This window comes from Treponema sp. J25, assembly GCF_004343725.1.
Taxonomy (GTDB): domain Bacteria; phylum Spirochaetota; class Spirochaetia; order Treponematales; family Breznakiellaceae; genus J25.
This window is the reverse complement of the sequence record NZ_PTQW01000010.1, coordinates 104,314-127,878: the sequence shown is the minus strand read 5'-3', so window position 1 is coordinate 127,878 and position 23,565 is coordinate 104,314. Positions and strand designations below refer to the sequence as shown.

General features: G+C 51.6%; 17 protein-coding genes. 6 read left to right on the top strand and 11 right to left on the bottom strand.

All coding sequences use genetic code 11. From position 1 onward, the window contains the following. Nucleotides 1-68: 68 nt before the first annotated feature. From C5O22_RS03305 to C5O22_RS03295, 3 genes are all read right to left on the bottom strand, one after another. Complete coding sequence (locus tag C5O22_RS03305; RefSeq protein WP_132779778.1) at nucleotides 69-1,721, bottom strand: extracellular solute-binding protein; 1,653 nt, start codon at nucleotides 1,719-1,721, stop codon at nucleotides 69-71. 148 nt (nucleotides 1,722-1,869) lie between these two features. Further along, nucleotides 1,870-2,739, bottom strand: a complete 870-nt coding sequence (locus C5O22_RS03300) for a carbohydrate ABC transporter permease (RefSeq protein ID WP_132779777.1) — start codon at nucleotides 2,737-2,739, stop codon at nucleotides 1,870-1,872. Nucleotides 2,740-2,751: 12 nt separating this feature from the next. Further along, a complete protein-coding gene (locus tag C5O22_RS03295; protein ID WP_132779776.1) occupies nucleotides 2,752-3,693 on the bottom strand; it encodes an ABC transporter permease in 942 nt (313 codons plus the stop codon). A gap of 120 nt (nucleotides 3,694-3,813) precedes the next feature. On the opposite strand from C5O22_RS03295, the gene C5O22_RS03290 reads away from it, so the two are divergent. The 5 genes from C5O22_RS03290 to C5O22_RS03270 all read left to right on the top strand — a co-directional run bounded on the left by C5O22_RS03290 (nucleotide 3,814) and on the right by C5O22_RS03270 (nucleotide 11,110). Further along, nucleotides 3,814-4,359 carry a cob(I)yrinic acid a,c-diamide adenosyltransferase gene (locus C5O22_RS03290; RefSeq protein WP_132779775.1) on the top strand — a complete coding sequence of 182 codons (546 nt, stop codon included), beginning with the start codon at nucleotides 3,814-3,816 and terminating at the stop codon, nucleotides 4,357-4,359. Between the two features lie 75 nt (nucleotides 4,360-4,434). Beyond that, entirely contained in the window at nucleotides 4,435-7,938 is a 3,504-nt protein-coding gene (locus C5O22_RS03285) for a glycoside hydrolase family 2 TIM barrel-domain containing protein (RefSeq protein ID WP_132779774.1), read from the top strand. A 75-nt stretch (nucleotides 7,939-8,013) separates the two neighbouring features. Next, nucleotides 8,014-9,294, top strand: a complete 1,281-nt coding sequence (gene pepT, locus C5O22_RS03280; RefSeq protein ID WP_132779773.1) for a peptidase T — start codon at nucleotides 8,014-8,016, stop codon at nucleotides 9,292-9,294. A gap of 58 nt (nucleotides 9,295-9,352) precedes the next feature. Continuing rightward, on the top strand, nucleotides 9,353-9,556 hold the full coding sequence (locus C5O22_RS03275; protein WP_132779772.1) for a heavy-metal-associated domain-containing protein: 204 nt from the start codon (nucleotides 9,353-9,355) through the stop codon (nucleotides 9,554-9,556). 87 nt (nucleotides 9,557-9,643) lie between these two features. After that, nucleotides 9,644-11,110 (top strand): small ribosomal subunit Rsm22 family protein, encoded by a 1,467-nt coding sequence (locus C5O22_RS03270; protein WP_207895337.1) that lies wholly within the window; start codon nucleotides 9,644-9,646, stop codon nucleotides 11,108-11,110. A gap of 67 nt (nucleotides 11,111-11,177) precedes the next feature. Here the strand turns inward: C5O22_RS03270 and C5O22_RS03265 are convergent, their stop codons facing one another. Together C5O22_RS03265 and C5O22_RS03260 are read right to left on the bottom strand one after the other, a co-directional pair. Then, a complete protein-coding gene (locus C5O22_RS03265) occupies nucleotides 11,178-12,680 on the bottom strand; it encodes a nucleotidyl cyclase domain-containing protein (RefSeq protein ID WP_132779770.1) in 1,503 nt (500 codons plus the stop codon). Next, nucleotides 12,677-15,058 carry a DUF4954 family protein gene (locus tag C5O22_RS03260; RefSeq protein ID WP_132779769.1) on the bottom strand — a complete coding sequence of 794 codons (2,382 nt, stop codon included), beginning with the start codon at nucleotides 15,056-15,058 and terminating at the stop codon, nucleotides 12,677-12,679. Before C5O22_RS03260 ends, C5O22_RS03265 begins: the two co-directional genes overlap by 4 nt. Before the next feature lie 56 nt (nucleotides 15,059-15,114). Between C5O22_RS03260 and C5O22_RS03255 the strand changes: the two genes are divergently transcribed. After that, nucleotides 15,115-16,098 (top strand): nucleoside recognition domain-containing protein, encoded by a 984-nt coding sequence (locus C5O22_RS03255; protein ID WP_132779768.1) that lies wholly within the window; start codon nucleotides 15,115-15,117, stop codon nucleotides 16,096-16,098. Here C5O22_RS03255 and C5O22_RS03250 read toward each other — a convergent pair. From C5O22_RS03250 to C5O22_RS03225, 6 genes are all read right to left on the bottom strand, one after another. Beyond that, nucleotides 15,992-16,378: a Trp family transcriptional regulator gene (locus tag C5O22_RS03250; protein WP_132779767.1), complete on the bottom strand. Its 387-nt coding sequence runs from the start codon at nucleotides 16,376-16,378 to the stop codon at nucleotides 15,992-15,994. The genes C5O22_RS03255 and C5O22_RS03250 overlap by 107 nt on opposite strands. 3 nt (nucleotides 16,379-16,381) lie before the next feature. Then, a complete protein-coding gene (locus C5O22_RS03245) occupies nucleotides 16,382-18,682 on the bottom strand; it encodes a diguanylate cyclase domain-containing protein (RefSeq protein WP_132779766.1) in 2,301 nt (766 codons plus the stop codon). Further along, entirely contained in the window at nucleotides 18,666-19,535 is an 870-nt protein-coding gene (locus C5O22_RS03240) for an ABC transporter permease subunit (protein ID WP_165910384.1), read from the bottom strand. The genes C5O22_RS03245 and C5O22_RS03240 overlap by 17 nt, the downstream gene beginning before the upstream one ends. Next, complete coding sequence (locus C5O22_RS03235; protein ID WP_165910383.1) at nucleotides 19,532-20,602, bottom strand: ABC transporter permease; 1,071 nt, start codon at nucleotides 20,600-20,602, stop codon at nucleotides 19,532-19,534. The genes C5O22_RS03240 and C5O22_RS03235 overlap by 4 nt, the downstream gene beginning before the upstream one ends. A 108-nt stretch (nucleotides 20,603-20,710) precedes the next feature. After that, complete coding sequence (locus C5O22_RS03230; protein ID WP_132779763.1) at nucleotides 20,711-22,300, bottom strand: ATP-binding cassette domain-containing protein; 1,590 nt, start codon at nucleotides 22,298-22,300, stop codon at nucleotides 20,711-20,713. An 85-nt stretch (nucleotides 22,301-22,385) separates the two neighbouring features. After that, on the bottom strand, nucleotides 22,386-23,486 hold the full coding sequence (locus C5O22_RS03225; protein ID WP_132779762.1) for a BMP family ABC transporter substrate-binding protein: 1,101 nt from the start codon (nucleotides 23,484-23,486) through the stop codon (nucleotides 22,386-22,388). Nucleotides 23,487-23,565: the final 79 nt, after the last annotated feature.

Sequence of the window (23,565 nt, the reverse complement as noted above, 5' to 3'; positions counted from 1 at the left end):
CCCACAAGAGCGGTCTCTTAAAAAACGCGTCTTAATTTTTATGTTTCACGTTTTGATATTCCAGCGAGTTACTTCTTTGTAGCCGCGGCTTTCTTCATTTCTTCCAGCTTCGCCCTCCGCTCATCGATAATGGCCTGACCACCCGAGCTCAGGTAATCTTTCATACCCGCATCAAAGACCTTATCAAAATCACTGACCTTAGCTACTACCGACTGCACAAGGAGGTTATTCCGCTTTTCAGCCAATGCGGGTCCCATACCCTGTTCGGACTTGATTTCGCCAACCCGGAATACGGGAAGCAGCCGTACATCTGTAATCTGGGTTTTGTAGGCCCGCTCGATATATTTGGGATCCACCCCACCGTACCCAAGGGCCATCGATTTAGCCGTTAAAGTGGGATCACCCAAATCAAATCCGTTGAGCGTGATCGTATAGTCGATATTATAGAGGGAGTTGACTTTCTTATCCCCCTCTGGGTTAGGTAAGAGTTTTACTGTTCCATCTGGGAGCACCTCATGGTGTACGCCCTTTTCTCCAATAGCTAGGAATTTCCGGTTTTCCAATTTACTAATCCAGTTCAAATAAATCAAAGAAGCTAAGGGTTCCTTGTTCTTAGCGGTAAAGAAGACCTTCCGGTCTACCGCAGGACCGAGATACTTGCGATACTTCCCTGCATCATTCTTGAAGGTATCAATCGCAATGTAAGCCGCTTCAGGGCCAACAAGCTTCTGGAGACTCCCATGGATTCCCTTTTCCCCATCCCGGTAAGGAAGATCCCAGTTCTGGATAAAGGCGCCTACATATCCTGCTTTAATCAGGTTATCCCCAGTAGGATCACCTACGGGATAAAGGGCAAAGTCTTTCCAGATAAGACCTTCGTTGTACCACTTGTTCACTACCCGTACGGCTTCCTTATAGCGAGGCCACAGGAGGCGGCGATCATCAAACCCATAAATATAGAGGGTTTCATCGGTGGTTTTTTCGGGAACGAAAGAGTCCGCCAGAGCCGAAATATACCACCCCACATCTACCGTCAGGAAGAAGGGGATCATCTTATCCTTGTCTTTCCCCAGAAGTTTTTCCGCATTGTCCCGGAAGGCCCGCAGGGTCTTTTCGAATTCGGCGAGGGTTTTGGGTTCAGGCAGATTGAGCTTCTTAAGCCAGTCTTCCCGAATAAAGGTAGTGGTGCGGGTATTGGGCTTGCGGATCGCTTCAATGGCCCACAATTGCTTGGTTACCGGATCCTGATCAAAGTAGATGTTTGCATCGCCCAGAAGATCCCACAGATCTTTGAGATATGGTTTATACTTTTCCAGATAGGGATTAAGGTCCATTACACCACCCATGTTGGCATAGGTCTGAATGGTAGGATAGTCGTAGGTAACACAAATATCTGGCGCTTCCCCCGCCGCAAGCAGGTTGTTCAGCACCTGGACCTCGGTCCACCGCGGTACGGGCTTAAAGATCACCTTAATGTTATGATCCCGAAGCACCCCTTCCTGAATAAACCGGGCAAAGAAGTTATTCTCCGGCGCTACCCCGGTACCTCGATCATAGACTTCCACCGTAATAGTCCGCGTGGTAGTAAAACGGCCATTCACAAAGCCGGGGTCATCGGGGATTTTACTACCTGCAGTAGCCCCCTTATCTGCCTGGCCTTCAGCGACCACCAGGGTAACCGCCACGAGGAGACTCAATAATACCAATAAAGCCTTCTTCATAGCTTTATCCTCCTTGTTTATGATAACCACCCCTTACGGAGTGGCTAGGATCCTTCTTAAAAAGCGCTCCCCTTCTCCCCCCGAGAAGGAGCCTCTTAAGACCCGCAATTTTTGCATGGGCCGTACACACAGGTTAGGGGTACCCTCATTATTCTTTAATAGCCCCAAGGGTAACTCCCTGGATAAAGTAACGCTGCAACCAGGGATACACGAGCAATATGGGAATCGTGGCAATCATAATTGCCGCCGCCTTCAGGGTTTCACTAAGACCGGGCTGGGTAAATCCTTCCTGGGAATAGGTTTCGATACTGGATACCGCATTAATCAGGTTGTACAGTAACAATTGAATCGGCCAGTATTCCCGCTTATTCATGAACATGAGGGCATCGGAAAACCCGTTCCAGCGGCCTACCGCATAAAACAGGGCCAGGGTCGCAATAACCGGAGTAGAAAGGGGAAGGTACACACTGGTAAGAATCTTGGTAGGGCTTGCCCCATCGATTTCTGCGGATTCTCTTAAACTATCAGGAATGGTATACAGATAGTTCCGCATAAGGATCATGTTAAAGACGCTTAAACAGTAGGGAACAATCAATACCAGAGGATGATTTAAGAGGCGCAGATCCTTAAGAAGAAGATACATCGGAATGGTCCCCGCGCTAAAATACATGGTAAAAAGAATATAGGTGCTAAAGAATTTCCTCCCCTTCAGCTTATCATAGGTTAAGGGGTAGGCGCATATGGTGGTCATGAACAACGAAAGGAAGGTCCCCGCCACCGTAATAATCGCCGTCCACACCATGGCCCAGGTGTACTTGCTATCTCCCAACACCAGTTTATAGGCTTCAATATTAAATCCCTTTGGCCAGAGGGTTACCTCATTCCGGATAAGATATTCCGCCGAACTCAAAGAGCGGGCTAGAAGATTTATCATGGGAAGGATACAAACAACGATAACCCCTAAACAAATCGCTACCAGTATGTAATCTAAATATTTTGATTCTCTCGACTTAACCATGGCACTCCCCCATTACACAATGCCCCGTTCGCCAAACTTTTTGGCGAGCTTATCCGCCAGAAGCAAGAAACTTACACTTACCACCGATTGGAACAATCCTACCGCCGTAGTTAGGGAGAACTGGAGCCCCCGTACCCCATAGTTATATACAAAGATAGAAATTACATCGGACACATCTTTTACCAGGGGATTCCGGAGGGCAAAGGGCCGATCAAAATCACTTCCCAGGATCCTTCCTAACGAAAGAATGAGGAGCACAATAATAGTGGAACGAATACCCGGCAACGTTACATGCCAGATTCGCCGGAGACGGCCCGCCCCATCGATGGCGGCCGCTTCATAGAGTTCCGGATTGATACTCGTAATAGCCGCAAGATATATAATCGTATTCCATCCCACACTTTGCCAGATTCCCAATACCACGTAGGTTCCCACCCAGTGACCCGGCTGGTTCAGGAACGGAATAGGCTGAATCCCCATCTTTTGCAACCAAATATTGATAAGACCGCTTGTGGGAGCAAGCAACTGAAGGGCCATTCCTGCAATGATAACCCAGGAGAGGAAGTGGGGCATATACGCAATCGTTTGCGTTACCCGCTTAAACCGTTTATAGGGAAGCTCGTTCAGAATAAGGGCCAGAATAATAGGAGCGGGGAAGCCCATCACCAGGTCGAGCAAGTTGAGCATCAGGGTATTCCGCAGGGCATTGAGAAAGTCCCGGTTTGCAAAGGCCTTAATAAAATATTCAAACCCATAGTTTCCCGCCCAGGGCATCTCCCAGGGACTCCTCACGATGCTGTAGTTTTTAAAGGCAATCTGGATATAGGTCATTGGTATATACCGAAAGATGAAAAAATATACCAATGGCAACGACAGCATCGCATACAGGGACCAATACCGTCGCCAGTACTGCTCCCGCCTTCTCAATTTAATTGTCCGTTGTGTTCCATCCATGGATACTAGTATATTAGCATATCTTTTATCCTGTCAACCAATTTTTACAGGTTTTTCTTGTAATTTTACATCTTGTACAGGGAGCAGGAAGTTCTCATAATACCCTAACGAGGTGTCGACATGAGCATATCCACCAAAACCGGCGATAACGGGACCACAAGCCTGTGGTCGGGTGAACGGGTACCCAAAGATTCCCTTCGTGTAGAAAGTTACGGTACCATAGACGAACTCAATTCCTTTCTGGGAGATGCCCGCCATATGGTGCACACCCTTCGCATACAGGGTCTTATCGAGACCATACAGGAGGACCTCTTCAGGGTGGCCGGCTCTTTGGCAACCTCCACGCCAGGAGCCTATATATACCCCGTGACGGATGAGGATGTGGAACGCCTTACCAGTTTGGTTCACCAATTAGAAGCAGAAATTCCCCTTAAAGGCTTTGTGATTCCCGGGGCCACCCCTGCCTCTGCCCGGCTCGACATATGCCGCAGCATCTGCCGACGGGCAGAACGGCGCATCGTTGCCCTGTCTCATACCGAAGCAGTGGACGGCCCAACCCTGCGGTATGTGAACCGTCTTTCGGACTTACTTTTCATGATGGCCCGGTACGAAGAAGCCCAGGAAGGGAAGATCCGCTATAAGGAGTGGCCTGCTTCCAGAACATAAGACTGACATGACCGCTGCCTTTTCGGGACCCGCGGGATAAAAAGATATTCACCCATATTTTTCATAGGAGCTTGTATGAATCAGAAATACCTTTGGAACGATGGCTGGGAATTTGCAAAAACGCCCCTGGGGGGTACCTCCTGGGAAGGGCTTCCCTTTTCTCCTGTAGAAATTCCCCACGATTGGCTTATCGAGGATAGCACAAAACTTTACGAAGACAGTATTGGCTGGTATCGGAAACGTTTTTCCTTAGATCGCGATGAAAACAGCCATGTGGCCCTTTATTTTGAAGGGGTTTACATGGATAGCACCCTCTACGTGAATGGCCTTGAGGCAGGTCAGTGGAAATACGGGTATTCCTCCTTTGAACACGAGATTACTCCCTTCCTTAAAAAAGGAACCAATGAGGTAATCCTTAAGGTAGTGCATCAAAGTCCCAATAGCCGCTGGTATTCTGGCGCAGGGATATACCGGGATGTATACCTCATGACTCGAGGACAGGCCTATATTCCCACCCATGGGATATATGTGACGGTACGCCAGATTCAGGGAGAATGGCTTGTAGAAATTGAAACCGAACTGGTGCAGGGGAATCCTGCCTGGGAAGCAACAAAAACAAAACAGGAAGAAACCGCCATCTTTGCAGAAAGAGAAGGGTCCCCTCAGTCAAACCTGGAACTGGAACATCGACTCTCGTATCAGGGAAAGTGTATTGCTACCAGCAAACGGCCCCTCCTGCCCCTGATGAATCGGGATACCCAACAATTCCGGGTCCAGAATCCCCTTCTCTGGAGCCCCGATACTCCCCACCTGTATACCCTGGAAACGCGCCTATTAGATAGTACCGGCCAGTGTATCGAAGTACAGCGAAATTCCATCGGTTTCCGAACTTTGAACTTTGACCCCGAAAAAGGGCTTTTTGTAAACGGGGTTCCCTTAAAACTCCATGGTACCTGCGAACACCATGACCTGGGCGCTCTGGGGGCAGCCTTTAATAAAGAAGCTATGCGGTATCGCCTGGGCCTCCTTAAAAAGATGGGGGTAAACGCCATCCGGACTGCCCACAACATGTGTGCCCCGGCCCTGATGGACCTGGCCGATGAAATGGGCTTTTTTATCCTTTCAGAAGCCTTTGACATGTGGGAACGCCCCAAAACTTCCTACGACTACGCCCGGTTTTTCCCTCAGTGGTACGCAAAAGACGTGGCAAGCTGGATTCGCCGGGATCGGAACCATCCGAGTCTTTTGATGTGGAGTATCGGTAATGAAATTTACGATACCCACGCAGACCAACGGGGACAGGAACTCACCTGGCTCTTGTTACAGGAGGTTCGCCGTCACGATCCCAAAGGGAATGCGCCGGTTACCATTGGTTCTAATTTTATGCCCTGGGAAAATGCCCAAAAGTGTGCGGATATTCTTACCTACGCGGGGTATAACTATGCGGAAAAATACTACCAGGAACACCACCGCAGGTACCCCCACTGGGTAATCTATGGCAGTGAAACCGCCTCGGTGGTTCAAAGCAGGGGGGTGTATCACTTCCCCTATGAATGCACCATCCTCGCTGAGGTAGACCAGCAGTGTTCTGCCCTGGGGAATAGCCCCACCAGTTGGGGAGCCCGTTCCCACGAAGCCTGTATCGCCGCTGACCGGGATACGCCCTTTTCCCTGGGGATGTTTATCTGGAGCGGCTTTGATTATATCGGCGAACCCACTCCCTATCACACTAAGAATTCCTACTTTGGGCAGATTGACACGGCCGCCTTTCCTAAAGATTCCTACTATATTTATCAAGCCGCATGGACCGATTACAAAAGGGCACCGATGATCCACATATTCCCCTACTGGGACTGGAATCCGGGACAACTCATCGATGTCCGGGTCTGTTCCAATGCGCCCCGGATTGCCCTGTATTGTAACGGCCGATGTATCGGAACTAAGGATATAGACCACCACCAGGGAACGGATCAGGTAGCCACATGGAAAATCCCCTACGAACCGGGAGAACTGGTAGCCCTGGCATATGATGAAACAGGTCGATGTATCGCAAGGGCCGTCCGTCGTTCCTTTGGGGATCCCGCCCGAATAATCCTTTCTCCTTCTAAACCGTATCTTGAAGCAGACGGCAGAGACCTCCTGTTTGTCACCATCAGCATGGAAGATGCCGCAGGCAACCCTGTAGAAAATGCCAGCAACCGGGTAATGGTGGAAGTGACCGGTGCGGGTCGACTCATCGGACTTGATAATGGGGACAGCACCGATTACGACTCCTACAAAGGCACCAGTCGCCGTCTTTTTAATGGCAAACTTATGGCCCTAGTGGGAGCCACCAAGGAAGTAGGCCCCCTTACCATTAGGGTGCATAGTCCTGGATTAGAGGCGGCCACTATTACCCTTACCGCCGTTCCCTCAGAAAAGCAAGACCTTTGTCATTACAACGTCATAGCACGGAACAGCCCCCGGCCCATTCATACGGGAAATGAAGAGGAAATTCCCCTCAGGAAAATTGAACTACTGCTCTTGGACGGGAACCAGAATCTCACACCTGAGAGTCCAGAGGCTACCCTGGAAGCCCGCCTGTACCCGGCAAACACGAGTTACCAGGACCTTTCCTGGTCGGTGGTTACCGCAAGCGGTATCGAGACCCCCCTGGCCAAGATAGACCCCCAGGGGAACCGGGCCATAGTCCGTCCCCGGGGAGATGGGGAGTTCCGGGTTCGATGTATGAGCACCAACGGGACTAACACGGTGCGCCTTATCTCCCAACTGGAATTTACCGCCCGGGGATTCGGGAACCTCCACAAGGACCCGTACCAGTTCATTTCGGCGGGCCTCTATGATGATTCAAACGGAGACCTGGGGCCGGGTAACGAACAGGGGATTGCCACCGCCCGGGACAGCATGACCATCGTCGGCTACAGGGACCTTGATTTTGGTTCCCACGGTTCAGATACCATTATGTTGCCAATCTTTACGTTGAATGACGAAGCCTATCATCTTGAAGTATGGGATGGACACCCACAAAAACCGGGGAGCACCCTATTGGGGGACCTGGTATACCAGAAAAAGAGCATCTGGAATGTGTATCAGGAAGAAACCTACCGGTTAAAGCGACGCCTTCGGGGACTCCAATCCCTGTATTTTGTTACCACCGCGAAGATGCACATCAAGGGCTTCGTGTTTGAAAAACAGAACCGCACCTTTACCACTATACGCGCTCTGGACTACGACGAACTCTACGGAGATAGTTTCCGCCTTGCCGAACAGGGCATCGAAGAAATAGGCAACAACGTTACCATCACCTTTACGGAGCTTCTTTTTGAGGAAACCCTTCCCCGGTCCATCACCATCTATGGCCGTTCCCGGACCGATAAAAACAGCATTCATCTGCGGTTCAGCGATGGTTTAGAAACAGCGGTTCAACTGGTAGAATTTACCCATACCCAAGACTATGGGGAAGAGACCTTCCCCCTTGCAGAACTGCCGTCAAGTTTTCGGGGGAAAAAGCTAAACCTTTCCTTCGTGTTTTTGCCCGGCTCATCCTTTGACTTCGGCTGGTTCCGCTTTAATCCCTAGGTTGAGGAGGAGGCAAAAGAGGGAGTTAGCCCCCTCCCTCTTTACCCTGACCAAAATATTCAGCATTATATATGTATGAAAACAACGAAGAATCCCAAAACTTTTAAGGAGCGCCTTGGAGATTCAGAACTGGTAGAATCCCTGCGTTCTTCTTTTATTCGCTATGCCCAGATATGGACCACCAGTGATCGCCATATTGCCGAAACTCCTTCTACCCCCGGCCAATGGGATCTGGCCCGACTGCTGGTAAAGGAACTTCAGGAACTCGGTATTCCCGAAGTAACGCTGACGGATCACTGCTATGTGATTAGCCGCTTACCGGCGAGCAAAGGCTACGAAGGAGCCCCCACCATTGGGTTCCTTGCCCATATGGACACGGCAAGCGATGTGTCCGGTAAGGACGTACACCCTATCGTCTGTGAAAACTATCAGGGCGAGCGAATTACCCTTCAGGACGGGGTGGTTCTGGATCCTACCAGCGATGAAGCCCTGGCAGAGCGCATCGGGGATACCATCATCCATACCGATGGGACCACCCTTTTAGGGGCCGATGACAAGGCAGGAATCGCCGAAATCATGACCCTTCTCCGGTACCTTAAAAACCATCCGGAAGTGCCCCATGGGCCCCTCGAAATAGTGTTTTCCCCCGACGAAGAAACCGGCAAGGGGCTCCCCGAGTTCCCCCGGGAACACATGAGGGCCACTGCCTTTTACACCCTCGATGGAGGACCGGCGGGAGAAATAGAGGCCGAATGTTTTACCGCCTACAAGGCGGACGTGTACTTTCACGGCAAGGCGATTCACATAGGGCAGGCCCGAGGGAAACTTGCCAATGCCACCCTCATGGCGGCTACCTACGCCACCCTGTTACCCCGCTCAGAAAGCCCCGAAGCCACCGATGGCTACTACGGGTATTATTGCCCCATCGAAATAAAGGGAGACCTGGAAGAGGCTTCTCTGGAGATTTACCTTCGAGACTTTGATGAAAAGGAAATGGAACGGCGGCTTGGGGCCCTCGAAAGCTTTGCAAAGACCGTGGAAGCCCAATTCCCCGGCGGACGGGTGGAGGTTCGTCCCCAATTCCAGTATCGAAACATGAAACAAAAGATTGATGAACGGCCCGAAGTCCTGGCCCTGCTTATGGAAGCAGCCCGAAAGGCCGGCGTAGAACCCTACTTAAAGCCCATCCGAGGTGGAACCGATGGGTCCCGGCTTACCGAAATGGGCATACCGACCCCCAACATTTACACCGGGGGACACAACTTTCACAGCCGGACCGAATGGGTAAGCCTTTCGGACATGGTCGTGGCAACCCGCACCCTGATAGAACTGGTGCAACTGTGGGCAAAAAAATAGAAGAGGGAAGAGCGGGCCCTCGGCCCAGTACAATATTGTATGTAGAAGGAGTGATCCTATGAAATATGTCTTTTCTGTTCCCGATATGAGTTGCAATCACTGCAAGATGCATATCGAAGCATCATTAAAAGAATGGGGCAAGGCTCAGGCATGGTCCATCGATGTGGCGGGCAAACGGGTAGAAGTGGAATCGGAAGCGCCGGCGGAAGAAATCATTTCGACCATTGCCGATGCGGGATATACGGCTAAACCCATTCAGTAAAAAGGTTACCCCAAAGATTCCCCCACAAAGGGTAATAAAAGAGAAAAACGCCCCGCCCTGGCTATGACCGACCGCATACACAAATCCATGGGTAACGGAGACCACTGCATGGGGAAAAACACCCAACAGACTAATGTCCCTTTGTTTCAGAGGGCCACCGGCCGCTGGGAAGGGCTCTGCCGGGCCATCTGGCGAGCCTTGAGGGAGCCCCATCGTGTCCGCTACACCTCAGGGGAGCATCGGTCACACAACGATATGGCCGATTGGTTAGGTTCTCTGCAAAACACGCTCCGCTCTCGCCAGTGGCAGGGGCCCCTTACACCCATAGAAATTGAAGCGGTGCAAAAGGACCTACTCACTCTCCAGCGAGGTCTCACGGGAAACCGAGATCTGGTGGGTCGCTCATATATGCAGGAAAGGGCCCTACTGGGAAGTTACCTTTTATTCTACTGGTTTATCTCTCGAGCCCAGGTAGAGGGAATGCTCAATATGGTAGAAGCCAGAAAGGCCTGGGAAAACGAAGCTACCTCCGGGAACATACTGAAAACCGTACCCTCCGAGCCGATCCGTATCCTTGATGTGGGTGCTGGCCCCGCACCGGGGAGCATTGCCGTGGCCGATTGGCTTCGGAGCCGGGGCAGTGACACCCCTATCCATATTACCGCCTGTGACCGGAGTTCAGAAGCGGTAGAGATAGGGGCTTTTCTCGCCCAGCAGGCAGGATACACCTACCAGGGGGTTCCCCTCTGGAAAGCAGGAGAGGACCCTCTTCCTCAGGGACAGTATGACGTCGTTTTCCTTGGGCATGTCCTCAATGAACTGTGGCCCGATAGGGAAGATCGCATTGACCGTCGCTTCGCCTTTCTTATGGGGGTACTCTCCCTTTTAAGAGGGGGGGGGCTTCTTATCATCCTAGAACCGGCCACCATGACCAGTAGCCGGGAAGCCCTTGCTCTGCGAGACCGGCTCCTTACCATCGATACCCTGGAGATTTGGGCCCCCTGTTTCTATACCGCTTCCTGCCCAGCCCTCACGGGTTCCAACCAGACCTGCCATAGCCATTTCCGCAGTTTTCTCCCCTCCACTACCCGTCTCCTTGCCCAGCGGCTCGGCCTGAATAAAGACCTGATTAAAACCACGGCCTTTGTGTTTCAAAAAAAGGAACTATTATTGGACGATGGAAAGGACCTTTTTCCCGATACGGTGACTGCTATAAAAAAGGGAGCGACAGGAAAGGAAGCGACGCAAATCCCTGATCCGGGAGCCCCCCCCTTGCCCACTACGACGAAGGATCCCACATTGCTGGGACCCTTCCGCGTTGTTTCAGAACCCATGCTTAACAAGGCAGGCCGAACCCGCTTTATCCTCTGCGGCCCTTCGGGACGGGTAGCGTTTTCCGCAAAACGAGGGGAAGGCTATCCTGCGGAAAAACCGTTCTTTTCTCTTGATCGATCCGACAGCATCCTTATTGTGAATCCAATGCAGCGAGACCAGGGTCTTGCCCTGGGGGCAGAGACGAAAATCCTCAACATAGCAAAAGATAGCATTGCATAAGGAATGGAACCCTCTACCGGTTTTCGAAAATTCGAGAAAGGAAAAAACAGTAAAGGTCCCCCCGGGGTTATTTCTTTCCCGAATGAATCGATATTTCCTTGTTTTTCAAGGTCCCGTCAACCACGGAGGACCAGAGAAGAGATAGTTCAAGAGGCGTGAGGGTTTGAAATACCCGGTCCTTTAATTTCTGATAAATCTCTGCGCCCCGTTTTCCTTCCTCATAGGCGGCCTTATATTTTGCAGGCAAGACCTGGGGAATTTTTTCTTCTATTTTTTCTTCCACCCGTTTTTCGAATTCTTCTTGAACATCTTTGTAGGCTGCATAAATACAGCGGCTATACTCGAGACAGAGACGGTCAAAGTTAGGGATCGCCTCGATGCATTCCACAAGGCGCCCCAGGGAAGCAATGGCGGCTCCGTAGTTCTGGGTTATCCGAAACAGGTTCGCCGTATCCTGGGCAAGTTTGATACAATCCTCATTTTCTAACACCTCGTTTTTCCCATGGAGGCTTACGGTAATTCGAAATTTGGGGATAACCTTAAAGATCTTCATTAAAAGATGCATAAGGGAGATAAAAATCCCATCTTTCCATGCCCCGTTGTCGATGGCTTTATACAGGCTCTGGAATTGCTCTTCGTACAGCAGGCGGTTCATATCCTGACTCGTAAACAGCACCTCGTGGACCGCCACCGAAATACCTTTAAAACTGATCCAGCCGGAGTCAAAGAATTTTACCTCGACCTTAGAAAAGAAGGGATGGGGGGAAACTTTCATCTCGGAGACAAAACTGCTGTAGACGGTTCTACTCACAATAATACAGGAACGGGTACTGGATAGCTCATTTGCCCGACCCTGAAGCCGGGCCGCCGTATTGATAACGCCGCCGGAAAGATCCCCATCCTTGGTGATAATAAAGGGGGTAAATTTCTTACCCCCCGCAATGCCCGCAGAAACATGCATTTCTTCCAGGATCACACTGTTACCGGTCCGCAATGCATCATCACCCTTAAAATGGATGGTTCGCTGCTTAGAAAAGGCTTGAATCACCAGGAGGGTAACCGCCAGGACATCCGCCGCGGAAGCCCCCACCAGTACCATTTCGTCCCCCTGGCGTCGCTGGAACACCACATTATACTTTTTGGCAATATTCAAAAGATCTACCTGAATCAGGTCGTCCAGCATCTGCAACATGGAAAGGTTATTCTTATTTTTTTCACAAAACCGTGTATACCCATGGAGATCCAGAATCCCCACATAGATATCAGAAATAGTCAGGTTCCGTTTTAAGTCCCCGCACTGCTTAAATTCGGGATGGGGAACCACCACCTCTTTCCATATCTTGGGATACTGTTCAGGATCGATATCCCGAAAGAAGCCCCACTGGAGTTTTTGAATAAGCTTAAAAATGCGGGGGATTACCGCCATAAAACGGTTATCCCGGGGGAGTTTTTCCACCAGTTCCATGAGTTGGGAAAAACTGGTTACCTCTTCATTGACCACAAGCTCCGCAAGAAAGGCATACAGTTCCGTTGCAGCGGTACTACTGGTGTAATCGCTCAAACTTTTCATATGGAAGAACTCCATTTTTCTATGAATCGTTGTAAGATTTCTCTAAATTTTCGGCATTCTTCCTGGAAAACTCCAATAAAAGGATTATCCTCAAGTCGCCCCAGCACCGCCTCCATCTCCTCTTTGTTCCGGTAGGTAATCGCCCGGAAGGGATCGGTATAATCCTTTTCCCTGCTGTGGCGCACCTCGTTTTCCATCCACTGGGAAAGGGCGTATACCTTTTTTAGTTCCTCCACAAGCGGCGCTGGCTGAAGGGTACTTTCCTGCATCCACGAAGCCATAAGACCTCGTTCAAAAAGGATGCATACCAGTTGCTGAGCATGGGATAGACGATCCTCCGGATACCGACGGAACCATTCTTCGTAGGTGGCATGGATTTCATCCCAGGAACAGATCCGGCCTTCGCGAATCGCCTGCCGCAAGGCATCGACCCGCGAGGCGGGTACCAGCTGTCCTCCGAAGTTCTCCCAGGCAGCAGGGGAAGACAGCTCCGCCGAGGCACCTCCACCTGTTGAGGCAACCTTCGATAAGGCGGCCACCAGGAAGAAGTTGTTCCCCGTTGTCTCTCCACTTTCACTGTTCAAAGTGAGGTTTTTTGTCTCGAAGATCCTGCGGGCGGCTTCTTTCACCGCAGGCGGTTCCGACAGGACGAGGGTTTTTATACAATAATACCGGAGCATGTCCCGGTAGGCTTCATAGGCCTGCCGAACCTTGAGAATACGACAGGGCCGACTGCTCCGCTCAAGCCCTTCTCCCAACACGTCGAGACTATCCACCACGGCCGGTTCCTCGAGCAAAAGACGCCGGCCCAGGGCACGGAGTTCTTCGTCCGTGGACAGGGAACCTCCTTTTGCGGTCCCTCCCCTTTCAGGACGGGGACTGTCTTTCCCCTGGGCTGCACGGTAGGCCCGGCCTACCCAGAGCTCTAATAACTCCATGGCGTTCAGAATTTCAGAGGCCGTGTCAGGGGCGAGGTACTCAGTCTCAATCCGTTGCACCGGGGTTACCCGCTTATCCCGCATCCGAAATTTCCAACTGTTTCGCTCCAGGGCATAGAGGTTGTACATCCAGTAATAGGCGGGCATTACCTCAAGCTCATCCCGGAAAACATTATTGTTTACCAGACTAAAGGGTAAGGGGATATGGAGTTCATAGGGATAGGAGCCCTTTGCGATAATGATAAACGACGCAAATCGACTGGGGTGTTTCAGGCTTACACAGAGGCCCGGCCAGAACCCCCGCCCGGCCCGGAGTTCCCCATCGTTGGCACGGCTATTATGGTTTGAACCAATGGTGGCCCCCGCCGCAATGTTTGATTGTCCCTGCACAAGGCTTGCAATTAAAAAGGAATTATTGTGATGCTGCTCATGGAAGGGGAAAATAAGGTTATTAAGAATTTCACAGCACGACACGGTAGAATTGTCGCCAAGGACGGAGTGGATAAGCCGGGCCCCATATTTCAATGCCGAGTTTCGACCCATCACGAAACGGACCGCCTTGCACCCATAAAAGACCCGACAGCCATAGCCCACAATACCGTTCACCAATTCCACGCCCTCACCTATCTGGCTGGGCTCTGCCTCGCTGGAAAGGATGGAAAGGTTCTTCAGTTTATTGGCTCCCTTAATATAGGCGCAGGAACCAATGTACACGTCCTTGATTATTCTACAACTTTTAATAACCGTGGCCGGCCCCACCATTCCATACCGCCCCCGGGGGGCCCCATACTGGGCCTGGGTAATTTCTGCAAGACGCTGGACCAGTCTTGCATCGTCCCGGTAGCTCGCCCACAGATAGGCATCGGCGGGGATAAGGTCCTCAAAGGGAAGGATGGAGCGCCCCCCGGCTTCGTTCATCACATCGATCCAGATCCGAACCGATTCCTCTTCTCCGTCCGTCAGGATCCCATTCCCAAACTTAGCATGGTTGGTACACTGCATCTCATCGATCCGGGAAAGGATCACCGTGTCTCCGATAATGTAATGAGAAAGGTACCTGACATCCTGGATAGCGCAGTTATCCCCAATATCGCAGGAAATAATCGTACTATTGCGAATCCCCGTAGGGATTCGAAAATCATGATGCTGGATAAGAAGCCGTTCCAGCTTACCCAAACGAACGAGTCCATAAAACTGAGAATCCCTGATAAGGCGTGCATCAAAGGGATCGGAAACCAGAAGGTTATCCCAATTGGAGCAATAGTTATTGTTCTTTACAAGAATTTCTATTTCCGAAGCTTCAAGGCCCCGCCAATGTTTATTTTCTGCCTGAACCTGTTTATTCCTGAGCCAGTACTCATCTTTTCCTGCAGGGACGAATTCGGGTGGAATAAAATCGTATCCATAGCGATCAATAGGGAAATAGTGTACTTCTTTCATATTCGTTCCCCTGTTTCACTTGACAAGAGTTCCCCAATGGGGTCTAAATAGGGCCCATGGAACAAAAAAACATATCCCAAAAACTACTCCCCCGTATTACGGGGGTCATCAGGGCCGCCCTAAAACCAAGTCTGAGTACTATCCGTTTCTTAATAAGCATCACGGTACCTGTTTCTTTTGGGGTTTTTATTCTGGACATAACCGGTATTCTGTCGGTCATTGCGGTTTTTTTCAATCCCCTCATGCAATTCCTGGGACTGCCCGGAGAAAGTGGGCTGGTGTTCGTAAGTTCCATTCTCTTGAACATCTACTCTGCCATTGCGGTCATGGGGACGTTACATCTAAACCTACGGGAAGTAACCTTACTGGCCGTCATGTGTCTTATTGCCCACAGCATCATTGTAGAAACCATGGTGATGAAAAAAACGGGTTCCTCTATTACCAAAATGGTGCTACTCAGAATCGGCGTGGCCCTTTTTGCTGCCTGGATTCTACACTGGATCCTCCCCGTTGATATGGCAAAGATTCATCCTTTTGCAGAAACAGGAAGTCCGCAGGGGCCTTTTTCGTGGTCCCAGCTTCCCCTCCTTCTTAAGGGCTGGTTTTTTCAGAACCTTCGCCTCATCATCAAGATGTCGATTATCGTTTTTCTTCTGATGGTTCTCCAAAAAATCATGGAAGCCTTTCACTGGCTCGAAGCATTGGGGCGCTTGCTTGCTCCCCTCATGCAATTGTTCGGGCTTTCTCCCAACACGGGTTTTGTGTGGATCGTGGCAAACGCCATTGGCCTTACCTATGGTTCGGCCCTCTTAATCGAACAGGTAGATCGGGGCAAACTAAGCCTCTCAGAGGGGGACCTCTTCAATCACCATGTAGGAATAAGCCATTCCCTTCTGGAGGATACCCTGCTCTTTGTTGCCCTCGGGGTTCCCCTTATCTGGGTGATGGTTCCCCGTCTTCTCCTGGCATTTTGCGTGGTATGGATTGAACGGGGGCGGCGGGCCCTGGCACGGCATTCCTTTCAGGTGGGGACTGTATAAGGTTGAACATCGCCCGAAAGGGGCTATTTGGCTTTTTAAGCTCCCGGGACCCGCGGGTAATTTTACAGAGGGATAGTCCTAATTTGCGGGCTATTTCTCGTTGAGGTGTTTTACGGTCCAATTCTTTTACCAGGGCCCAGCGGGCCGCAATATCCGCCAATTCTGCGGGGGTTAACAGGCTCTGCAAAAAAGCTTCGATGAGGGCCCCGTCATCTGCCCTAGCAAGGGCTTCGCTTAATTCCCGGATATTTTTTCCTACTTCTGGATCGTCTACATGCATACCTTAACTATACGCTCCTCTTATGCCTGTCTCAATACATTCGATAGTGGTACCGCCGCGATTTTTCGACCGGAACACCGCGTCATCGGCGGTACGAACAAGGAAGGATGCCAGGGTTTCCCAGGTTTGCGGGCTTTGCTCATTTCCATTCATCTGGGGGATCGTCACCGCCCCACCAAACACAAGATGAAATTCTAAAGGAACATGATCAAAGTACACAGGAGGGTCCTGGATCTTATGGGCCACTTCCTGAATAAGAGCCCGGGCAGACTCTTGAGTCTTCCCTGGAAGAATCACCATGAATTCTTCGCCACTCCAGCGCCCTACTATTGCGGGAGGCGGAAGAAGGGCGGAAAGTCGTCGGCCACATTCACTGAGGACAAGATCTCCTGCCCGTTGTCCCAGGCGGTCGTTGATATTTTTAAGATGCTCCAGATCGGACAAGAACACCGCCACCGGTTCCTGCCGTTGGGATGCGTCTTGTAAAGAGAGGAGCAGTTTTTCCCAGAGGGAATGCCGATTACACAGGCCCGTAAGGGTATCCACCGACGAAAGCAGATCCACCGTCGAAGAAAGCCGCATCAATCGGGCGGTGGTTTCGGCCAGGCTACGATGGACCGCCGTTAAACGGAGACGGTTCATTTTAAGCTCCATCTGATTTTTAAACCGAAAGAGAAGTTCTTCCCCCTGGACCGGTTCCAGAACCAGATCGATTTTTCCATCCTGGAGGGCGTGAATAAACCGTTCCTGATAAGCCGGGATCGTGACGACCACACAGGGAAGCCGATACCCTTCTACCCATTTTCTAAAAAGGCGATGGAGGTCTCCCGAATAACATCCCATATCTCGAAAATCCACTATAATTCCCTGTACCGATTGAATAGGATAAAAGTGGATTGAAGCAAAGGGAACCCCTAAATATCGGGCCTTGAGCTTTTCTAACTTCTGCTCAATGGACCGGGCCCAGGCAGCATCATCGGTAACCAGGACAATGAGATTTTCTGTTTCTTTCTCCTTTTCAGACAAGCGCTGGGCAAGGGAGGACTTTCTCCTCCCTTGGAGCGATTCAGACTTTTTCTTACCCCTTTGAACCGATACCGGCTGGGGTAAGGGGAGTTCTGAGGGGACCGCAACTCGCTCCTGAGGACCTTTCCCAAAGGATATAAGCAGGCCTTCTCCTCTTCCTGCCGAAGAAACCCGGGGAATCCGAACAATAAACCGACTTCCCCGGGGTTCGTTCGATTCACAATAAATGGTACCACCCATGAGATCCAGCAGACGTTTAACGATGGCAAGCCCCAGCCCTGTCCCCCCATATTTTCTATAAATTGAAGGATCCTGTTGGGTAAAGGGATCAAATATTTTCGAACGGGCCTCCTCAGAGACACCGATTCCAGTATCAATTACTTTAATAACGAGGGTCGACTTATAGCTTTTTTGTTCAGGCATTTCGGCCCCCTCTTCCGCCACGGCATCTAAAAGAAGGCGCACTGACCCTTCGTCGGTAAATTTAAGGGCGTTCCCGATAAGGTTGACCAGGATTTGCCTAAGACGAGCCTGATCAAGGAGAACCGTGCGGGGCACCTCCGGGGTAACTTGAAACTCCACCAGGAGATTTTTCTCTTCCGCCTGCAGGCGAAAGATGTGCTCCAGTTCTTCCACCAGGCCCCGAATTTCAAAGGGGATGGGAAGCAGTTCTATTCGTCCCGACTCGGCCCTGCTCAAATCAAGGATATCGTTAATAAGGGCCAGCAGGGCCTTACCGGAACTTTCAATCGATTGGAGATACCGCTTACCCTCTTCACTGGATACATAGGTTCCCAGAAGCTGGGCATACCCCAACACCGCATTCAAGGGAGTTCGTAGCTCATGGCTCATGGTGGCGATAAACTGACTTTTTGCTTTGTTGGCCCGTTCCGCCTCCTGGCGGGCCTGCCGGAGATGCTCTTCTATTTCCCGTTGCTGGGTAATATCAAAGGCAGAAAGGATGATGGCATCACTGTCGGGCACCAACACCGCCGAAACCGAAAGCCAGAGCCAGGCCCCATCGGCCCGCCTAAAACGGAGGTGGATGTCCTTAAGGGGAATACCACTGATTAAAAGATTCCAGGAACGGAGCCCCCGTTCTCGGTCTTCGGGATGAATAAAATCCTGAATAGGCCGACCAATGAGTTCATGTTCCGGCCACCCCAGAGAAACACTCCAGGAGCGACTGACCTTAAGGAAATGGCCCTCCCGCGTAATAATGGAAAGGTAGCCGATAGAGACTTCAAAAAAAAGATCGATATCATGTTGAACGGTCATGGTGGCGCCACTGTTTCCTCTGGATTACCTGGCTTACAGTATATAACATAAGAGCCAAAAAGAAAGGAAGTCCCAGAAGAATTGTGGCGGGTATATGCAGGCGGGCTTGAGAGGCAAACCCTATACGCTCAAGAAGAGAAAAAAGAAAGGTTCCTACCAGAACTCCTCCAATCTTCTTAAACCCCAGGAAGATGAGCACCAGGGCAATCCAGCCCCTCCCGGTAGTACTACCGGGTACAAAGGCCCCTAATCGGAGGGTGATAAGGCTTCCGGCAGCCGCCGCCAGGGCAGACCCTATGGCCCAGGCAGAAATCCGATATCCTTCTGGCCGTATACCCTTGAGCCTCGCCGCTTCAAGGCTTCTGCCGCTGCACCGGAGCCGTAAGCCCCAGGGAGTCCTATAGAGGGCATACCACAAGACAAGGGCCGTAAGCAGGGCAAACCCCATACTTAGGCTGGTATACAGCGTCTTGTCCCTCACCAGAGCAAGGACTGAGAACCGAGAATCCTGTAAGACCCCGCGGCTTCCAAACAAAAGGGCCTCACTATGAGAAACATAGGCCCCTATCAGCATATTCATTGCCAGGGCAGCCACAAAGGGATTTGCCCCGGTAACCGTAACAAACCATCCCAGAGCCCCCCCGACAAGCCCCCCCGCAAGGGCCGGTATTATTATCGCCCCCCAGGAAGAACCACTGTACACCCCCAGCACATATGAAAGATAGGCCCCCATCGTAACACTTCCTTCAAGGAAGATTCCCAGGGTACCGCTACAATCAGTTACCAGGGCCCCCAGGGCAGCTAGAAACAGAGGGGTACTGGCAATTCCCAGTTCTAAAAGGAGTTGCATCATTTTGTAGTACCTCCGGGGGAACGCTTCCATCGATCGAAGGGAAAGCCCTTCAGAAATTTTTCCAATCTTTCCGCCAGGTCCCCTCGTATTTGAACCGTCACCAGAAGAAGCACCAGAGCCTGAATAAGGGTAGCCGCATCCATATCAAGAGATCCCTGAAGTTGAGCAATTTCTGAACCCGTTTTAAGCCAGGCAAAGAGAAGCGCCGATGGAACAAGCGCAAGAGGGATGGTACGAGCCACCAGGGCAACCGTAATAGCGGTCCATCCTATGCCGCCGGAGAACCCCTGATGACAGAGGCCCGCGGTTCCTGCCACCGCACCAAAACCAGCGAGCCCATGGAGGGCCCCCGAAACAGTCAGGGAAGGGATTATCAGGGCCAGGGGGTTGTTGCCTCCGTAGCGACTAAAGGCAGGACTTGCCCCACCAATGCGGTAGCGGTACCCCCAGCCTGTTCGATACAAAAAGAAAAGGATGATGCCCAGCATACAACAGGCGATAAGGAGAGACCCATTTAAAGTGGAAGGGGGCAACAACAGCGGAAGTCGTCGCTCTGGCGCAAAACGGGGGGTGGCCAGCAGATTGCCCGCCGGATCCCGCAGGGGCCCCGATAAGAGGTAATCCCCTATGGGGGCCACCGCGAGGGACAGCAAAAAGGTGGTAATAAGTTCATCGGCCCCATAGAAACGCTTAAGTACGCCACTTACACTCCCCAGAAGGGCGCCGGTCCCGGCGGCTACCAGGGAGGCTAACAACAGAGAAAGAAAGGGGGAGCTTCCCTCCGGAAGCCGGAGCAAGACCAGGGAGGCCGTTATACCTCCCCAGTACATCTGGGCTTCTCCGCCAAGGTTAAAGGTGCCCCCTACAAAGGCCATCGTGATTCCCAAGGAGGTAAGCAGGTAAAGACTAAACAGATCCAGAAGGTTCCCCACGAACCAGGGAGAACTCCAGGGAGTGATAAAGAAGGCCTTTACAGTGGAAAAAGCGTCGGGACTTGCAAGGCTTATCACCACCAGGGTGATGAGCAAAAGCCCGCCCCAGGACAGGAGGAGTCCCCTCACAGACATAACACTTTTTCTGGGGATACCCTTACGAAACAGCATAATTAGCCTCTCATGGATACGGGGACTGCTAAAAGCTGGTTACCTATTTTACAAGGAATCATGATAGGCCTCTCATCCGTTCATAGCATAGATGATGTCTTGATACAACCGCTCATTGGCGGGGGAATAATCGGTTGGTTCGGTGGTAGGTAATGGCCGATCAAGCCGTATACGGCCGTGACTTACCACAAGGATACGGGTGCATACCCGGAATAGAAGGTCCACGTCCGTACTCATCACAATCAAAAGAATTCCTCGACGAGCGAGGCTCTGCAACTGTTCAATAATTATCTCCTGATTCTCAAAATCCAGGCCCCGGAAGGGTTCCGATAAGAGAGCCCATCGACAGGGTTCCTGCAACTCTCGATATATCAAGAGGCGCTGTAATTGACCTCCGGAAAAGGAATGGGTCCCCTGATACGGCGAACCCGTTACCCCGGCCTGCTCCATAATACGCTGTACCCATTCCTCGAGGGCCTTGAAATCCAGAATTTGCAACGGTCTCAGGAAGGGTCGAATATACCGGCGATGGGCATGGATCACGAGGCTCTCCCAGAGGCTAAGCTGGGGCGCCATGGCAACTCCCCAGCGTTCACTGGCCACATATACGCCCCCCAGGGCCCTTACCCGTAAGGGGCCGCCGGGATTCAAAAGGTCCTCTTCCCCAAAACGGATTGTACCCCTGCGGGGCCTAATAAAGCCCGCCAGAACCTGCTCCAGGGTTTCAAGACCTCCTTCCCGAACCCCCGTAATACCCAGAATTTCTCCACCGCCGGCGGAAAACGAAAGGTCCCAGAGAGAAGCGTAGCCTTCCTCATGGACTTCCACATGGGCTACCTCCAGGATTGCCTCGGTGGACTCATTTTGTACCGGTAAAGATTGCAGGGAAGGATAATCTGTTTCACGCGCCGCTGCGGCTAGGTCCTTTCTTGCTTCCTTTCCTGACATTGCTTCCATGATGAGATGAAACAAGGTATTCTCTGCATACTCACCAACCGCATAGGTTCCCACCAGCCGGCCCTTTCGCAGAATGCTTATGCGATCTGCCAGATGGAGCACCTCTTGAATCTTATGGGAAATAAAAATAATTCCTATTCCTTCATCCCGGAGCTTTCTAAGAAGTTCAAAGAGGTGCTCTGTTTCCTGCGCAGACAACACCGCCGTAGGTTCATCGAGAATAAGATACCGCGTCCTATGCCAGAGCAACGCCAGAAGGGCCGTTTTCTGGCGCTGACTGACCGTAAGACCATCGGTGTTCCAGTGCACATTCAGTCCAAAACCCCATCGATCCGAAAGAGTCTGGACCTGCTGGGCTCCTTTTTTTCGGTCAAGAAATAAGGGGAAGCCAGGCTCAGCCCCGAGGACACAGTATTCCCAGATAGAAATTTCCGGGACCAGAACCGGATGTTGCACCACCATCCCAATGCCCGCTTCAAGGGCATCCGCCGGCGAGAAGAAACGCCGGGGTTTGCCATCGAGCCGAATTTCCCCCGCACTGGGAGCCAGGGCCCCCGCCAGGATATGCATCAACGTGGATTTCCCCGCCCCATTTTCTCCCACCATGGCATGAATTTCCCCGGGGCGAAAGAGCACCGACACATCCTGAACGGCAAAGACCCCGTTGCTGGGAAAATATTTGTAAACCCGGTCTAGTTCTATCACCGTACCCCCTTATGGGAGGGGCCCCTTTTCCTCTCCTCAAGATATGAGTAGAGGAGAAGCCCCCCGGAACTTTCCGTTTCACAAGCTATTTTTCCCGTTCCGGAATAATGAGTTCTCCCTTTCGCAGGCGGGCAAGGAGGTTCCCCATCGATTCGCGGACCGCCGCAGGCACTGCCTGGAGATAGAGTGGGTCATCGTCTACAAAGTCCACATAGCCCTCCCTTACTCCCACCAGATCCGCCTTCCCAAAGGGAAGCTTGTCCTGCAAATACAGGGTCACCTTTTCGTAGGCCGCCCGGTCTTGCCGAAGGATAGAGCTCCCGATCACCACGCCAGGCTTTAGGGCATAACCGTTAACATCAAACCAGAGGACCTTAATGGCGGCTTCTTCCGCGGCCTGCAGCACCCCCTGATTTCCCCCTCCTGCGATGGGGAGAATAACCTGAGCCCCGCCCCGGATCATGCTGCGGGCCAGTTCTCCCGCTTTGGAAGCATCATACCAGTTCCCCAGCACCCGGAAATCCACTTCGAAGGCGGGATCCACCGCCTGGGCCCCTGACCGAAAACCGGGCAGGATAATCTCATTCATGGCGGGGTACTCCTGGCCTGCCAGAAGCCCAAGCCGCTTACTCACGGTTTTTCCGGCATTACCGGATCGCCGGGCCAGATCCTGAACATACAAAGCCGCCAGGTACCCTGCCATATATCCCTGTTCTCGCTGGTTATACCGGAGGGTATAGATCTGGGGATTACCCGCGAGTTCCCCATCAAGTAATAAGAATTTCTGGCGGGGAAACTTTTTAGCCACCTGAGCACACAGCGCAGGAAGGGCCGGGTTAGACGATACGATAAGGTCATATTGACCCGTGGCGGCAAGGCTTGTGAGCTTTGTTTCCCATTCGGCCTGGTTATACCCGGCCTCCAGGATTTTAAGGGCCACCCCCGGATTCTCCTGTATTGCCCGTTCCACCCCTTTTACCAGCATCTCATAAACGGGGCTTCCGGCGGTAACTCCGGGCACAAAGACGGCAATGGAGGCTTTTTTAGGAGTTCCTCCTGTATTCGCACCGGAACCCTGGCTATCGCGTACACCCCCTGCCACGGCCAATGCGGCGGACAGAATAAAACCAATCCCTACAAACAAAAACTTGCTACCCCTCTTTTCGGGTACCCTCAGGATCTTCATAATCGATCCTCCTTCCTCGGATATTACCGGGGCAAAAAAAAACCCCGGATGATATCCAGGGTGCTTTTCATCGAAAATC

Bases quoted from the DNA above. Each gene is read 5' to 3' on its own strand.
- C5O22_RS03305 (WP_132779778.1), bottom strand. From the start codon at position 1,721: ATGAAGAAGGCTTTATTGGTATTATTGAGTCTCCTCGTGGCGGTTACC.
- C5O22_RS03300 (WP_132779777.1), bottom strand. From the start codon at position 2,739: ATGGTTAAGTCGAGAGAATCAAAATATTTAGATTACATACTGGTAGCG.
- C5O22_RS03295 (WP_132779776.1), bottom strand. From the start codon at position 3,693: ATGGATGGAACACAACGGACAATTAAATTGAGAAGGCGGGAGCAGTAC.
- C5O22_RS03290 (WP_132779775.1), top strand. From the start codon at position 3,814: ATGAGCATATCCACCAAAACCGGCGATAACGGGACCACAAGCCTGTGG.
- C5O22_RS03285 (WP_132779774.1), top strand. From the start codon at position 4,435: ATGAATCAGAAATACCTTTGGAACGATGGCTGGGAATTTGCAAAAACG.
- pepT (WP_132779773.1), top strand. From the start codon at position 8,014: ATGAAAACAACGAAGAATCCCAAAACTTTTAAGGAGCGCCTTGGAGAT.
- C5O22_RS03275 (WP_132779772.1), top strand. From the start codon at position 9,353: ATGAAATATGTCTTTTCTGTTCCCGATATGAGTTGCAATCACTGCAAG.
- C5O22_RS03270 (WP_207895337.1), top strand. From the start codon at position 9,644: ATGGGTAACGGAGACCACTGCATGGGGAAAAACACCCAACAGACTAAT.
- C5O22_RS03265 (WP_132779770.1), bottom strand. From the start codon at position 12,680: ATGAAAAGTTTGAGCGATTACACCAGTAGTACCGCTGCAACGGAACTG.
- C5O22_RS03260 (WP_132779769.1), bottom strand. From the start codon at position 15,058: ATGAAAGAAGTACACTATTTCCCTATTGATCGCTATGGATACGATTTT.
- C5O22_RS03255 (WP_132779768.1), top strand. From the start codon at position 15,115: ATGGAACAAAAAAACATATCCCAAAAACTACTCCCCCGTATTACGGGG.
- C5O22_RS03250 (WP_132779767.1), bottom strand. From the start codon at position 16,378: ATGCATGTAGACGATCCAGAAGTAGGAAAAAATATCCGGGAATTAAGC.
- C5O22_RS03245 (WP_132779766.1), bottom strand. From the start codon at position 18,682: ATGACCGTTCAACATGATATCGATCTTTTTTTTGAAGTCTCTATCGGC.
- C5O22_RS03240 (WP_165910384.1), bottom strand. From the start codon at position 19,535: ATGATGCAACTCCTTTTAGAACTGGGAATTGCCAGTACCCCTCTGTTT.
- C5O22_RS03235 (WP_165910383.1), bottom strand. From the start codon at position 20,602: ATGTCTGTGAGGGGACTCCTCCTGTCCTGGGGCGGGCTTTTGCTCATC.
- C5O22_RS03225 (WP_132779762.1), bottom strand. From the start codon at position 23,486: ATGAAGATCCTGAGGGTACCCGAAAAGAGGGGTAGCAAGTTTTTGTTT.